Source organism: Pseudomonas sp. 10S4, from assembly GCF_034344865.1.
In the GTDB taxonomy this organism is placed as follows: domain Bacteria; phylum Pseudomonadota; class Gammaproteobacteria; order Pseudomonadales; family Pseudomonadaceae; genus Aquipseudomonas.
Map to the genome: position 1 here is coordinate 100,432 of NZ_CP133774.1, position 12,536 is coordinate 112,967.

General features: G+C 58.9%; 14 protein-coding genes and 1 pseudogene. 10 read left to right on the forward strand and 5 right to left on the reverse strand.

Annotation, left to right across the window (positions count from 1 at the left end; genetic code table 11):
- Positions 1–28: 28 nt before the first annotated feature.
- The 3 genes from RHM58_RS00490 (at position 29) to RHM58_RS00500 (ending at position 1,479) form a co-directional block, all read left to right on the forward strand.
- Positions 29–796 (forward strand): AraC family transcriptional regulator, encoded by a 768-nt coding sequence (locus RHM58_RS00490; protein ID WP_322269394.1) that lies wholly within the window; start codon positions 29–31, stop codon positions 794–796.
- Positions 797–889: 93 nt separating this feature from the next.
- On the forward strand, positions 890–1,207 hold the full coding sequence (locus tag RHM58_RS00495; RefSeq protein ID WP_322269395.1) for a helix-turn-helix transcriptional regulator: 318 nt from the start codon (positions 890–892) through the stop codon (positions 1,205–1,207).
- Positions 1,208–1,218: 11 nt separating this feature from the next.
- Positions 1,219–1,479, forward strand: a complete 261-nt coding sequence (locus tag RHM58_RS00500; RefSeq protein WP_322269397.1) for a helix-turn-helix domain-containing protein — start codon at positions 1,219–1,221, stop codon at positions 1,477–1,479.
- Positions 1,480–1,532: 53 nt separating this feature from the next.
- Here the strand turns inward: RHM58_RS00500 and RHM58_RS00505 are convergent, their stop codons facing one another.
- Positions 1,533–2,591 (reverse strand): MBL fold metallo-hydrolase, encoded by a 1,059-nt coding sequence (locus tag RHM58_RS00505; protein ID WP_322269398.1) that lies wholly within the window; start codon positions 2,589–2,591, stop codon positions 1,533–1,535.
- 216 nt (positions 2,592–2,807) lie between these two features.
- On the opposite strand from RHM58_RS00505, the gene RHM58_RS00510 reads away from it, so the two are divergent.
- From RHM58_RS00510 to RHM58_RS00520, 3 genes are all read left to right on the forward strand, one after another.
- Positions 2,808–3,416 (forward strand): TetR/AcrR family transcriptional regulator, encoded by a 609-nt coding sequence (locus RHM58_RS00510; RefSeq protein ID WP_201205989.1) that lies wholly within the window; start codon positions 2,808–2,810, stop codon positions 3,414–3,416.
- A gap of 158 nt (positions 3,417–3,574) precedes the next feature.
- Positions 3,575–4,651, forward strand: a complete 1,077-nt coding sequence (locus RHM58_RS00515) for a diguanylate cyclase (protein WP_322269400.1) — start codon at positions 3,575–3,577, stop codon at positions 4,649–4,651.
- Positions 4,652–4,884: 233 nt separating this feature from the next.
- Positions 4,885–5,427 (forward strand): DUF1003 domain-containing protein, encoded by a 543-nt coding sequence (locus tag RHM58_RS00520; protein WP_322269401.1) that lies wholly within the window; start codon positions 4,885–4,887, stop codon positions 5,425–5,427.
- A gap of 7 nt (positions 5,428–5,434) precedes the next feature.
- On the opposite strand, the gene RHM58_RS00525 is transcribed toward RHM58_RS00520, so the two are convergent.
- Positions 5,435–6,376: a LysR family transcriptional regulator gene (locus tag RHM58_RS00525; RefSeq protein WP_322269402.1), complete on the reverse strand. Its 942-nt coding sequence runs from the start codon at positions 6,374–6,376 to the stop codon at positions 5,435–5,437.
- Positions 6,377–6,582: 206 nt separating this feature from the next.
- Here RHM58_RS00525 and RHM58_RS00530 point away from each other — a divergent pair, with 206 nt between their 5' ends.
- Positions 6,583–7,302, forward strand: a complete 720-nt coding sequence (locus tag RHM58_RS00530) for a CTP synthase (RefSeq protein ID WP_201257432.1) — start codon at positions 6,583–6,585, stop codon at positions 7,300–7,302.
- Complete coding sequence (locus RHM58_RS00535; protein ID WP_322269403.1) at positions 7,299–7,622, forward strand: antibiotic biosynthesis monooxygenase family protein; 324 nt, start codon at positions 7,299–7,301, stop codon at positions 7,620–7,622. Before RHM58_RS00530 ends, RHM58_RS00535 begins: the two co-directional genes overlap by 4 nt.
- 52 nt (positions 7,623–7,674) lie before the next feature.
- On the opposite strand, the gene RHM58_RS00540 is transcribed toward RHM58_RS00535, so the two are convergent.
- A complete protein-coding gene (locus tag RHM58_RS00540; protein ID WP_201206001.1) occupies positions 7,675–8,001 on the reverse strand; it encodes a DUF2025 family protein in 327 nt (108 codons plus the stop codon).
- 236 nt (positions 8,002–8,237) lie between these two features.
- On the opposite strand from RHM58_RS00540, the pseudogene RHM58_RS00545 reads away from it, so the two are divergent.
- Together RHM58_RS00545 and RHM58_RS00550 are read left to right on the forward strand one after the other, a co-directional pair.
- A pseudogene (locus RHM58_RS00545) lies at positions 8,238–9,364 on the forward strand (glycerophosphodiester phosphodiesterase).
- Between the two features lie 217 nt (positions 9,365–9,581).
- Positions 9,582–9,896 carry a PepSY domain-containing protein gene (locus RHM58_RS00550; protein ID WP_201257434.1) on the forward strand — a complete coding sequence of 105 codons (315 nt, stop codon included), beginning with the start codon at positions 9,582–9,584 and terminating at the stop codon, positions 9,894–9,896.
- Between the two features lie 229 nt (positions 9,897–10,125).
- Here RHM58_RS00550 and RHM58_RS00555 read toward each other — a convergent pair whose 3' ends face one another.
- Together RHM58_RS00555 and RHM58_RS00560 are read right to left on the reverse strand one after the other, a co-directional pair.
- Positions 10,126–10,578, reverse strand: a complete 453-nt coding sequence (locus tag RHM58_RS00555) for a hypothetical protein (protein ID WP_201257435.1) — start codon at positions 10,576–10,578, stop codon at positions 10,126–10,128.
- A gap of 111 nt (positions 10,579–10,689) precedes the next feature.
- A complete protein-coding gene (locus RHM58_RS00560) occupies positions 10,690–12,312 on the reverse strand; it encodes a methyl-accepting chemotaxis protein (protein WP_322269405.1) in 1,623 nt (540 codons plus the stop codon).
- Positions 12,313–12,536: the final 224 nt, after the last annotated feature.

A 12,536-nucleotide genomic window follows, 5' to 3' on the forward strand; every position in this document is an offset into this window, starting at 1 on the left:
TTTACGCCAACCACTGAGTGCTGCTCCGATGCGCAATGTTTCGATCAATCTGCTGGATGACACGCCACGGCCGGTGGTGGCGATCGGGACGGATTATTCCCACGGTCATGTGTTGCCCCGTCATACACACCGCCGAGCACAACTCCTATACGGCGCCACCGGGGTGATGCAGGTCAGCACCCACGACGGCAATTGGGTGGTGCCGCCGCAGCGGGCGGTGTGGATTCCGGCCGGGGTGGCCCATGAAGTGTTGATGCTGGGGGTGAGTACGCGGAGTGTGTATATCGAACCGAGGGCGGTCGATCTGGGGAGTCGGTGCCAGGTGATCAGCGTCTCGCCGTTGATGCGGCACTTGTTGATGGAGGCGGTGGAGGTTCCGCTGGCGTATGACGAGGCCGGGCGCGATGGTGTGCTGATCGACTTATTGCTGCATGAACTGGCCCGCAGCGCTCATCTGCCGTTGCACATTCCGCTGCCCGTCGAAAGACGATTGCTCGGGTTGTGTCAGACGTTTCTCCAGCAGCCGAACATCCATCAATCGCCGCAGCAATGGGCCGATCAGTTGCACATCAGCCTGCGCACCTTCAATCGATTGTTCCGCCAACAGACCGGCCTGAGCTTCAGCCAATGGCGGCAACAAGCCTGCGTGGTGCTGGCCCTGGCGCGGCTGGCGGTGGGGACGCCGGTGACGCGGATTGCCGTGGATTTCGGCTATGACAGCCCGGCGGCGTTCTCGACGATGTTTCGTCGGGTGCTGGGGCAGGCACCGTCCGTCTGGATGGAGACGGCGAAATAGCAAAAATCAAAAAATGCGTTTGATCCGGGATCAAAACAACTGTACAAAAACACAGTATATTTTGAATCAGCACTCTCGAGCCCGGAGAACACCATGGCCTCTCTTGCGATGAAAATCACCCTGGAACGTATCACCCTCTTCCAATTCACCCCGGCCCACAGCGCCCAGGCCCGAGCGATGCTGGGTTGGAGTGTGGAAGAACTGTCCCGCGAATCCGGGGTTTCCGTGGAGGCCATTGAGCGTTTCGAGGCCGAGCACGATGTGCTGGATGTCACTCGGTTGGCGCTGGCTTATCGGTTTGAATCGGAAGGGTTGGTGTTCTTCCCGGGATTTGCGCCGGGCAGAGGGATGAATGTGAAAGGCTCTACGCCGAACCCGGTGGCGCGGGCGGATTATGCGATGGTTGAGTAAGGAGCCTGCGAATGAATGAAATCGATGGAAGCAACAGCAGCGTTTATGAAGCGCTCGGTTATCCCGATGCTGACGAGATGCGTGCCAAGGCTGAATACGTCATGAAGATAGGCATGCTTCTCGAAACCGGGCATCTGAGTCAGGCCGAGGTTGCGCAAAAGCTCAGGCTGTCTCAGGAGGAACTGAGTGAAATGCTTCGCGGACAATTTCGCGATTTGACCGTCGCAAAGATCTCGGAATACCTGAACCGACTAAACGATGACAGCAGGTAGTTTAGTGGTGAGGCCAGGGCCGCTTTCATGGCAAGCGGCCCGGCGCCACACCATCAAGCGTTTTGCACCTTCACCTGATCCCCAACGTTTTCCAACCCCAGCCACCAGGGGTTGCCACGCTGCGGATACATCACGTTGAACGCCTCGCCCATCTGCGGCGTACTGATCGACACATTCCGCTCCCAGGCCAATGCCAGGATGCGATCAAAGGGTTCGTACCAGGCGTGCATCGAGAGGTCGAAGGTGCCGTTGTGAATCGGCAGCAGCCAGCGTCCTTTGAGGTCAATGTGGGCTTGCAGGGTTTGCTCGGGCTGCATGTGAACGTGCGGCCATTCAACGTTGTAGGCGCCGGTTTCCATCAGGGTCAGGTCGAACGGGCCGTACTGTTCGCCGATGTGTTTAAAGCCGTCGAAGTAACCAGTGTCACCGCTAAAGAAGATTCGTGTGTGGCCTTCGATCATCACCCACGAGGCCCACAGTGTGCTGTTGCCGTCGAACAGGCCGCGACCGGAAAAGTGCTGCGACGGTGTGGCGATAAATTGAATGCCGTCGACTTCAGTACCCTGCCACCAGTCCAGTTGACGGATTTTGCTGGCGTCGATGCCCCACTTGATCAGGGTGTCGCCGACGCCCAGCGGGGTCAGGAAGTACTTGGTCTTGTCCGCCAGTTTGAGCACGGCCTGGTAGTCGAGGTGGTCGTAGTGATCGTGGGACAGGATCACCGCTTCAATCGGTGGCAATTCTTCCAGGCTGATGGGCGGTTGGTGGAAACGCTTGGGGCCGGCCCATTGCACCGGTGACGCACGCTCGGCGAAGACCGGGTCAGTGATCCAGAATTTGTCCCGCAGTTTGAGCAGTACGGTGGAGTGGCCGAGGCGATAAACACTGTGATTGGGTGCGGCAATCAGTGCCGCCCGAGTCAGCGCTTGCACCGGGACGGCAGCGCTCGGGCGGGTGTTGCGTGGTTTGTGGAAGATCATGTTCCATATGATGCGCAGGGTTTTGCGAAAGCCTTCGCGCTCTACAGGGACGTGGTTTCGGAAGTGCCCTTCTACCTGATGGGATGCTTCAGGCGTAGAGGCGTTATCCGCAGGGGAAGTTGAAATGGCCATGACTGAATGACTCCAGAAAAACCGCGCAATTCACAGTTTTCCGCTTTGGGACGATAAATGGCCAAGGCACGCACGCATCAGCCGAAGATTCTATTTTTCACTGTGCAGGATTAACAAAACATTACACTGCACAGTGTAGTTTCTAGGTTGCATGAAAGTGGATCACAAGTAAACTGCCGAGTGTAATTCCCCACTTCTTCCTGCCGAAGCGTATTTATGACAGCTCCACAGCGCCTGACCGACCGAAAACGCGAAGCCATCATCCTGGCGGCGATTACCGAATTCCGTGCCAACGGTTTTGAAATCACCAGCATGGACAAGATTGCTGCCACCGCCGGCGTGTCGAAGCGCACGGTGTACAACCACTTCCCGAGCAAGGAAGAGTTGTTCGCCGAAATCCTTAGTCAATTATGGGCTCGGGTGACGGCCGAACAGGAAGCGTCCTACCACCCTGATCTGCCGCTGCGCGACCAACTTCGGCAGATCTTGTTGGCGAAAGTGCAGATGATGGGCGACAACAACTTTCTCGACCTGGCACGAGTCGCCATCGCGGCCACCATCCACTCCCCCGAGCGCGCCCAGAACATGATCACTCGCATGGGTGAACGCGAAGAAGGCCTGACCCTGTGGATTCGCGCTGCCCAGGCCGATGGCCGACTGAAGCCGGTCGCACCGGAGTTTGCCGCGCAACAGGTCCAGGGGCTGCTCAAGTCCTTTGCATTCTGGCCGCAGATTTCCATGGGCCAGACAGGCCTTTCGCCCGATGTACAAACCACAGTGGTCGAGTCGGCCATGGACATGTTCCTGGCCTGCTATCAGCTCTAGATCACGCCTGTGCCACGCCTGCGCCCTGGTTAAATGGCTTCCAGGGACACTGATTATTCCTGTTGGAATAAATGACAATGTCCGCCGCTTTACCGATGAACGGTAGCTCTGAATAACACCAGACAATGTGTTACAGAATGAATCTGGCGCAGAGAACTATGGAAAACCATCGCGGCAAGGGCTTGTCATTTGCCAGACGTATTTACATGCCGCGGATCATCGGCCTGGGCATCGGCAGTATCAGTGTGGGTGCAGCGCTTTATCCGTTGAACCTGCCAGGTTGGGTCTGGGCATTTTTGTTGTTCAACGGGACACTCTGGCCCCACCTCGCCTATCAACTGTCGACCCGCGCGGCTTTTCCCTATCGGGCCGAGCGCCGCAACCTGCTGTACGACTCGCTGTTCGGCGGGTTCTGGACAGCCACGTTCCAATTCAATCCGCTCATCGCTGTCACCATCCTTTCGATGATGACGATGAACAACGTCGCGGCGGGCGGCCTGAAACTGTTTCTGCTCGGTGCTCTGGCCCAGGTGACTGGCGTGATGATTTCGTGGCTGTTGTTCGGCGTGGCGTTTACCCCGTCGGCCACGCAACTCCAGCTGTGGGCCTGCTTGCCGATGCTCACCCTCTATCCGCTGGCAGTGGGCATGGTCTGCTATCGACTGGCGATCAAACTCTCCGAACACAAACGCGCCCTGAGCGCCCTGAGCCGCACCGACAGTTTGACCGGCCTGCTCAACCATGGCGCCTGGAAGGACCTGCTGCACATCAAGTTCCAGCAATGTCGCCAGAACCAGGTGGCGTCGGTGATGGCCCTGATCGACATCGACCACTTCAAGCGCATCAACGACACCTACGGGCACATCATCGGTGATTCGGTGCTGCGTCAATTGAGTATTGAGCTGAGGCGTAACCTGCGTGAAGGGGATCTGGCGGGACGTTATGGTGGCGACGAGTTTTGCGTGATCCTGCCCGCCATGTCGTTGCAGCAAGCCTGGGAAGTCATGGAGCGCTTGCGCGAGGTGCTCAATGACTATCGCCACCCGCAAGTTCCCGAACTGCGAATCCAGCTGAGCATTGGCCTGGCCACCTATCAAACGGCGTTCACCGACGCGATTGCGTGGCTCAACGACGCAGACAAAGCCCTCTACATCGCGAAAAATACCGGGCGCAACAAGATCAGTGTCACCTCGCCCCCTCCAAGCGGCGGCTCAACAACACGCCTCTCAGCCTAAAAACTTGTGCAACATGTCAACAAGCGGGGCCGTTTTTAGTTGCTTGGTCAGAGACCTTGTCGCCGCCTTCGCGAGCAAGCTTTGCTCCTACTGGGGATTTGTGTCGTCCATCGATCAAATGTAGGAACAGAGCTTGCTCGCGAAGACGGACTGTCGTTCAACATTGATTCAGCTAATCAACGCCTGCGCAGGACTATAGTGAACCCAAGTCCCGAATCCTTGCCGAGCGAACTATGAATTCAACCAAGTCCGACACCAAACCCACCGCCGCCCCTGTCGACCACCTGCGCTTCCACCGCCCTCACGCTCACCTCGCCCCGACCTTTGGCACTGACACATTCGCCCTGCGCGCCGAGGCGTTTGCGCGGTTCTTCGGCACGCCGACGTTTCTCGGTGCACAAACCCTGATCGTGGCCATCTGGATCGGCGTCAACCTGGCGGGCGTGACTCACTTTGACGTCTACCCGTTTATCCTGCTCAACCTGGCGTTCAGCCTGCAAGCGGCCTACGCCGCGCCGCTGATTCTGCTGGCTCAGACCCGTCAAGCTGCGCGTGATAAAGCCCAGTCCGAGGCCGACGCGCAACACCGCGAAGCCCTGGCGGTTGCTAACAGCGAGCGCCAGGCTCAGGCCGCACAGAACACGACGCAATTGATGGAGTTGCTGGAGCAGAACACCCGCCTCACCGAGTTGACCAAGAGCCTGACCGAGCGCATCGAAAACCTGACCTCGGAAATGCATCAGCATTTTGTCCACAAGGGCGATCCGAAGGCCTGACGCTCACTCAAGGTAGTCGCAGCGCCCGCCCCAATTCGTCAAACAACGTCACTACCGAGCGCAGCGCGCGGCAGTCCGGGCGGGTCAGCAACCACAGCGCCGTGTCGCAACCGGGCAACGGTTCGGTCAACGGCTGCAAGCTGTCACCTATTAGAAAGTCCGGCAACGCCGCGACGCCGAGCCCCGCTCGCACCAACTCCGTCACCGACAACATGCTGTTGCATCGATAGCCCGGCACCACGCCGGGCAATTGCTGACGACGCCAGGCAATGGTCGGATGATCGGGCAGGAAGTCGTCCGGGGCGATCCAGGTCAGTGAAGCCAGATCGGTGGGATCAACGGTTTTCAGGTAGGCCGCACTGCCACAGAGCCGATACGACACTTGCGCCAGGCACCGACCGACCAAATGCTCGGGCGGTGTGCGGGTCAGGCGCAGGGCGATGTCGGCATCCCGGCGGCTGAGGTTGGCGAAGTCGTTGGAGGTACTGAGTTCGATGGTCAGCGCCGGGTAGGACGGCATGAACTGCGCCAGCGCCGGCAGCAACAAACCTTGCAGGACTGAATCGGTGCAGGTCAGGCGTACGGTACCACTGATGACTTCACCGCCCTGCTCGACGCCGATGCGTGCCGCGTCCAGCGCCTGTTCGGCGCGCTCAGCCTGTTCCGCCAGGGTCTGCGCCAAGGTGGTCGGCAGGTAACCGGCACGGCTTTTTTCGAATAATTGCTGACCCAGCGCGGCCTCCAGTCGGCGCACGGCGCGGAACACCGTCGAGACGTCGACTTTCAATAGCTGTGAAGCCCGGGCCAGAGAACCGCCGCGTACCAAAGCCAGGATCAGCGCCAGGTCCGGGTAGTCGAGCCGATAGTGCGTCGGTGCATTGATCAATTGGGTTAACGCCAATATTGAGTGCGTGAACGCCAATCTATAGTGGGTGCCAGAAACGAACAACCTTGCTCTTTTGCCCTGTTCCTGTGGCTTGCTCTTGTGGCGAGGGAGCTTGCTCCCGCTGGGCTGCGCAGCGGCCTCGGTTTTGGGGTACGTAAAAGCGACGACTGCTTCGCAGCCGAGCGGGAGCAAGCTCCCTCGCCACAGGGGTTGTTCGGCATAGGGATTGTTCGGCACATTCGTAAATCGCTGTTTAAAAGGAAAACCAAATGGATGCTGTTTCTCCTGCGACTGAAATTCGCATCGCCCTGATCGGCGACTACGACCCGCAAGTCACCGCCCATCAAGCCATCCCCGTCGCCCTCGGCATGGCCGCCGAACATTCAGGCCTGGACGTGCAATTCCAATGGCTCGCCACTGACCACATTCACGCCGATACACCACTCGATACGTTCGACGGTTTCTGGTGTGTGCCCGCCAGCCCCTATCGCGATATGAACGGCGCGCTACGGGCAATCCGTTTTGCCCGCGAACAACAGCGACCATTCCTCGGGACCTGCGGCGGTTTTCAACATGCGGTGCTGGAATACGCCCGCAATGTGCTGGGCTGGGCAGATGCCGAGCACGGTGAGACCTCCCCCGACGCCGCACGGGCATTGCTCACGCCGCTGACGTGTTCGCTGGTAGAAGCGGTCGACAGCATCCGTCTGGTTGAAGGCTCGTTGATCGCCAAGGCGTATGAAAAGTCCGAGATTCACGAAGGCTATCGCTGCCGCTACGGTGTGAATCCGGAGTTCGAACAGGCGTTGCTGAACCATCAACTGACAGCCGTCGGTCATGATTCGATAGGGGATTTACGGGCGGTGGAATTACAAGGTCATCCGTTCTTCGTCGCCACCTTGTTCCAGCCGGAACGAGCCGCGCTCAAGGGGACTTTGCCGCCTCTGGTTCGAGCATTGATCGAGGCCTGTGCGAGGCAAAAGCCATGATCGCCAATACCCCGCCACCTCACTACTACGCCGTGATCTTTACCTCCCTGCGCACCGACGGTGATCAGGGTTACGCCGAGGCGGCCGAACGCATGGTCGAACTGGCTCGCGAGCAACAGGGCTTCCTCGGTATTGAGTCAGCCCGGGGCGAGGACGGGCTGGGAATTACCGTGTCGTACTGGGCCAGTGAGGCGGCGATTCTGGCTTGGAAGCATCACCCGGAGCACAGTGCGATTCGTGAGCGTGGGCGGTCGACCTGGTATGCGGCGTGTCATACGCGGGTGTGTCGGGTTGAGCGGGCTTATGAGTTCAAACTTTAATTGATGCAGCGTTTTGAAGGACGCCTTCGCGAGCAAGATCACCACAAAAACATCACCCCTGAACCAAACTCCGCACCGCCGAAATCTCCGGCACTTCCCGCCGATTCATATAAACCCGCAACGGTTCGCTAATGTTGATCCGCTCATCAATATTTTGATCCAGCAACAACTGAATCAACTCACGCTTGAGGGTCATGGCCTGCTCCGGGCCGGGCGCCCAGACGAACTCGCTGGTGGGAATGATGCCGTCGTCCGCCACGTCCATGCCGAAGGAGTCTTCGCTGAAACGCACGATGTATTGACCGGTTTTGCGATTGAGGCCAACGAAGCCTTTGAGCTGGTCGGCGGCCTGGCAGATGAGCTGGGAAGTGATGCGCATGATAAACCTCACAAAAGGTCGCAAAGGGACCGGTGATCGATGGTTTACACGCAGGGCTGGCGAACGGGTTTCCCTCTGCCGGGGAAACTACCGCGGCCAAGAGTACTGCAAAGAACCGCACAAAAGCGCAGAAAAAAACTGTTTTAAACCGGTTTATGTCGGTCTTGCGATAGCGCTCGCGGCGCTCAGTTGTTAAAAGGGACGTCTTTGAAAACCTCTGCGAAAGGATCTCGACCATGCCTGTTACCTTCACCAAAAGCGCCTTGGTGCTGGGCCTGCTGCTCGGCCTCGGCCAGGCACAGGCTGCCAGCCAGCCCAGCCCCTCCGCGCTGGCGACCACTTTAGGCATCCCGCATCCGGCCGTGATTGCCCACCGTGGCGCGTCCTTCGATGCCCCGGAATCCACCGCCGCCTCCTACAAACTGGCCCGCGATTTGGGCGCCGACTACCTGGAAATGGACCTGCAACGCAGCAAGGACGGCGTGCTGTTCGCTCTGCACGACAACAACCTGCAACGCACCACTGACGTTGCCAGCAAATTCCCTGAGCGCAAGGATGCGCCGGCCAACCAGTTCACCCTCGCCGAACTGAAAACCCTCGACGCCGGCAGCTGGTTCAACGCCGCTTACCCGGATCGTGCGCGTCCGGCCTACGTCGGCCTGAAGATTTTGACCCTCGATGAAATCATCGACATCGCCCAGGGCAATCCGCTGCACAAGCCCGGCCTGTACATCGAAACCAAAGAACCAAAGCAATTCCCCGGCATCGAGCATGACCTCAAGGAGAAACTCCAGGATCGCGGCTGGCTGAGCCCGGCGGGTTCGAAACTGGCGAAGAGCGAGCTGTCGGTCGGTCAGGGCAAAGGCAAGGTCGTGCTGCAAACCTTCGAGAAGAGCAGCCTCGAATTGCTGCAAAAGAAATGCCGAACGTGCCGAAGGTCCTGTTGCTGTGGGTCGGTGAAGGCAGTATCGAGCCGAAATCCAAAGTGACCTTCGTGGAGTCCGGCGACAAGGACAAAGCCACTTACTACGCCAAGCAAGAGCCGAAAAGCAAAGCCGAATTCCAGCAATGGATCGAGTACGCCAAGGCCCAGGGCGCAATCGGCACCGGCCCTTCGGCGGCGCTGACCAAGGGCGGCGATCAGAGCTATTCGGATCTGGTGCAACCCTGGATGAACCAGTACACCCACGATCAGGGCATGCTGGTGCACGTCTACACCGTCGACGATGCCGTGGATTACCAGAAGGTGATGGACGCCGGCGTCGACGGCATCTTCACCAACCGCGCCAGCGAACTGCTGAAGTTCTACAAACGGCCAGCCGCTGGCACCGTGGCGCAATTGCTGCAGAACAACGGCTACTGATCGGCACCTGACGCGACACCACGTCAACTTCTTCGCGAGCAAGCCCGCTCCCACACTGGATCGCAGTCGTTCACAGACTCTGTGTATGCAGGCGATCCAATGTGGGAGCGGGCTTGCTCGCGAATGCTTTTCAGCAGTCGAGGGGTAATTAAGGGTGAATTAAGTTGCGCTGGCTAACCTGAGCCCACTTAAACAGCTCACCCAAGGAAAGAACCTCATGAAAACCCTGACTGCCCTGTTCGCCGCCGCTGCCCTGACCGTTACTGCGGGTCTGGCCCAGGCTGACGTTCGCCCGGACTTGATTCCGGGGCTGCTCAAGGCCGGCACTATCATGGACCTGGAAAAACTCAACCAGGCCGCCCTCGCCCAGCACCCAGGCACTACGGCGGCGAACATCACCGACACCGAGCTTGAGCAGAAGGCTAACGCTTACGTCTATCAGGTAGAAATCCGCGATGCTAAAGGCGTGAAGTGGGACGTGGACCTGGACGCCAAGACCGGCCAGGTGCTGAGCAACAAACAGGACAAGTAATCACCGCAATCCCTGTAGGAGCGAAGCTTGCTCGCGAAGACGGCAGCACATTCAACATTGATGTGACAGACACACCGCTTTCGCGAGCAAGCTTCGCTCGTACACGTTTTTTGATAACGCACGATCTTCGGGTCGTGCGTTTTTTTGTGCCTGCGTGCGCCAGGGGTCACTAGAATCCGTTCGCGGCGCAGAACGGCACGTTGTTTACCTTCAGCCTGCCGACAGTGGATTAAGCCGTAGTACTGACCATCGACCCGGAAGTGCTGCTGCCTTCGTCTTGTAACGCCTGCACCAACGCCGAGGTGGCGGTTTCCAAAGAGCCCGAGGTGGCTGAGAGCTGCGACTGCGCGGCGGCAACAGCGGCGGCTTTGGCATCGGGGCTTTCTTGCTTGGCCTGAGCCGCTTGCAGTTGCTGCTGTTGTTCCTGCAATTGCTTTTGCAGTTCGGCGATCTGCTTGCGCAGCTCTTTTACGGCATCGGAATCGGTGCTGCTGCTCGAACTGCTACTGTCGCCAGCCGGCGCGGCGCCGCCAGCAGAAGCCTTGGTGCTATCGCTGGAAGTTGTGGTGCTGGAGGTGGTGGAGGTTGCTGACGTACTGTCGTCAGTGCTGCCGTTGATCGAGGTTTGGCTCGTCGGCGTCGAGAGGGTTTGGTTGATCGAAACAGAGGTGATGCTGACCATGGGGCTTATCCTATTTGGGTTCAGGTTAAATCCATCATCGACATCGTTTAGCCGGACTTGAGATCAACTGTGTACCGACTCGGTAAGCAAGCCGGTACACAGCCTTTTCGGTTACGCGCTCAGGCGCGACGTCACTTCATTCAACTGCCCCGACAACCCGTGCAGGTTGTGGCTCGCCGCTTCAGTGCGCTGCACGTGGTCCAGGTTGGTACTGGCGATGCTGGTGATCTCGGTCAGGTTGCGCGAGATGTCTTCGGCCACCGACGTTTGCTCTTCGGCCGCCGTGGCGATCTGGCGGTTCATGTCGCGGATGGCTTCCACGGCATGGGTGATGCGCTCCAGCATGGCGCCGGCCTGGGTCACTTGCTCGACACTTTCTTCGCTGCGCGATTGACCGCTTTCAATCGCCTGGGCCGCGTCCACCGCGCCGGTTTGCACGGTCTGGATGATCTGGTTGATTTCGATGATCGACGCCGCCGTGCGCTGGGCCAGACTGCGGACTTCATCGGCCACCACTGCGAAACCGCGTCCGGCTTCACCGGCGCGGGCCGCTTCGATCGCCGCGTTCAGCGCCAGCAAATTGGTCTGCTCGGCGATGCCGCGAATCACTTCCAGCACCTTGCCGATACGCCCGCTGTCGGTTTCCAGACGACGGATCACGGTGGCGGTGTTGGCGATCTCGCCGCGCATTTGAGTGATGGTGTGAATGGTGCCCTGCATGACTTTTTCGCCCTGCTGGGCGGACTGGTCGGCATCATCGGCCGCGCGTGCTGCGTCCGCTGCATGACGAGCAACTTCCTGCGCGGTGGCAGACATTTCGTTCATCGCCGTGGCTACCTGATCGGTGCGGTTGAACTGCTCGTTGGTGCCGTTGGCCATCAACGTGGCGATGGAGTTCAGCTCGCCGCTGGCGCTGTCCAGGTCCGACGCACTGCGCTGCAAACGGGTGAAGGTTTCGGCAAGGAAATCGCGCAAGGTGTTGGCGGCCATCGCCAGTTTACCCAACTCGTCTTCACGGCTGCTGGCCACGCGTTCGGCGAATTTGCCCTGGCTGAGTTGTGCCACGTAGTCGATCAGTTTGCGAATCGGGTCCACCAGGTTTCGGTTGATCAGCCACAAGCTCAACAGCCCGATCAGCAGCCCGGACGCGAGCATCACGATGATCCCCAACAACACCGTGCGATCGGCACTGGCGCTGATCAATGCCGACTGCTCGGTGCCGTGCTTGCGCAGCTCGCCGACCAACTCGCTCATCTGATCGCTGGTGGCGCGGTCCATACCCTTGACCGCGTTGTCGCCTGCAGTTGGATCGGCACCGGCAGCAACATAGGCATCACGACCTTTCTGATAGGCGTTGCCCAACTGACGATGTTCGTCACGCAGGCGTTCGATGCTGCTCTTGAGTTGGCTATCCAGACCTTTCTGCCCGGCCAGTTCGCCGAGAATGCCCTGCACGTCGCGCTGACGGTCCTCGAATTGCTGCCAGTATTTGTCCAGGTCCGCCGGCTGTTTGCCGCGCAGCAGAACGTTTTTCCACTCCTGAACCTGCACCTTGAATTGCAGGTTGGCTTCATCGATCAATTGCGACGTGCGCAGTGGGCCGTCGATCAGGTTGGCGTAACTTTGGACGCCACTGGACAGGAAGTGAAAGCAGGCCAAAGCGATCAGCAACATCGCCAACAGACTGCCGCTCAGTAACGCGAGGATTTGGGCTCTCAGGGATTTTTGCAGCATCGAGTGATACTCATGACAGGAAAGAAGCACGCCTGATTGGGCGTGAAAGACGTCCAAACTTCCCTGTCTGCAATCTCGGCTCGTGGCCAAAGCCGCGCAACCTAACACCTGCGTCATCGGCGTGCCAGAGCGCTTCTTGAATCAATCCCGACCATCGGTAACGCACACGTTTGCGTCGCCGTGCAACTGTCACAAAACCGTCAAAACTCCTTGCGATGATGCGG

Bases quoted from the DNA above. Each gene is read 5' to 3' on its own strand.
- RHM58_RS00490 (WP_322269394.1), top strand. From the start codon at position 29: ATGCGCAATGTTTCGATCAATCTGCTGGATGACACGCCACGGCCGGTG.
- RHM58_RS00495 (WP_322269395.1), top strand. From the start codon at position 890: ATGGCCTCTCTTGCGATGAAAATCACCCTGGAACGTATCACCCTCTTC.
- RHM58_RS00500 (WP_322269397.1), top strand. From the start codon at position 1,219: ATGAATGAAATCGATGGAAGCAACAGCAGCGTTTATGAAGCGCTCGGT.
- RHM58_RS00505 (WP_322269398.1), bottom strand. From the start codon at position 2,591: ATGGCCATTTCAACTTCCCCTGCGGATAACGCCTCTACGCCTGAAGCA.
- RHM58_RS00510 (WP_201205989.1), top strand. From the start codon at position 2,808: ATGACAGCTCCACAGCGCCTGACCGACCGAAAACGCGAAGCCATCATC.
- RHM58_RS00515 (WP_322269400.1), top strand. From the start codon at position 3,575: ATGGAAAACCATCGCGGCAAGGGCTTGTCATTTGCCAGACGTATTTAC.
- RHM58_RS00520 (WP_322269401.1), top strand. From the start codon at position 4,885: ATGAATTCAACCAAGTCCGACACCAAACCCACCGCCGCCCCTGTCGAC.
- RHM58_RS00530 (WP_201257432.1), top strand. From the start codon at position 6,583: ATGGATGCTGTTTCTCCTGCGACTGAAATTCGCATCGCCCTGATCGGC.
- RHM58_RS00535 (WP_322269403.1), top strand. From the start codon at position 7,299: ATGATCGCCAATACCCCGCCACCTCACTACTACGCCGTGATCTTTACC.
- RHM58_RS00540 (WP_201206001.1), bottom strand. From the start codon at position 8,001: ATGCGCATCACTTCCCAGCTCATCTGCCAGGCCGCCGACCAGCTCAAA.
- RHM58_RS00550 (WP_201257434.1), top strand. From the start codon at position 9,582: ATGAAAACCCTGACTGCCCTGTTCGCCGCCGCTGCCCTGACCGTTACT.
- RHM58_RS00555 (WP_201257435.1), bottom strand. From the start codon at position 10,578: ATGGTCAGCATCACCTCTGTTTCGATCAACCAAACCCTCTCGACGCCG.
- RHM58_RS00560 (WP_322269405.1), bottom strand. From the start codon at position 12,312: ATGCTGCAAAAATCCCTGAGAGCCCAAATCCTCGCGTTACTGAGCGGC.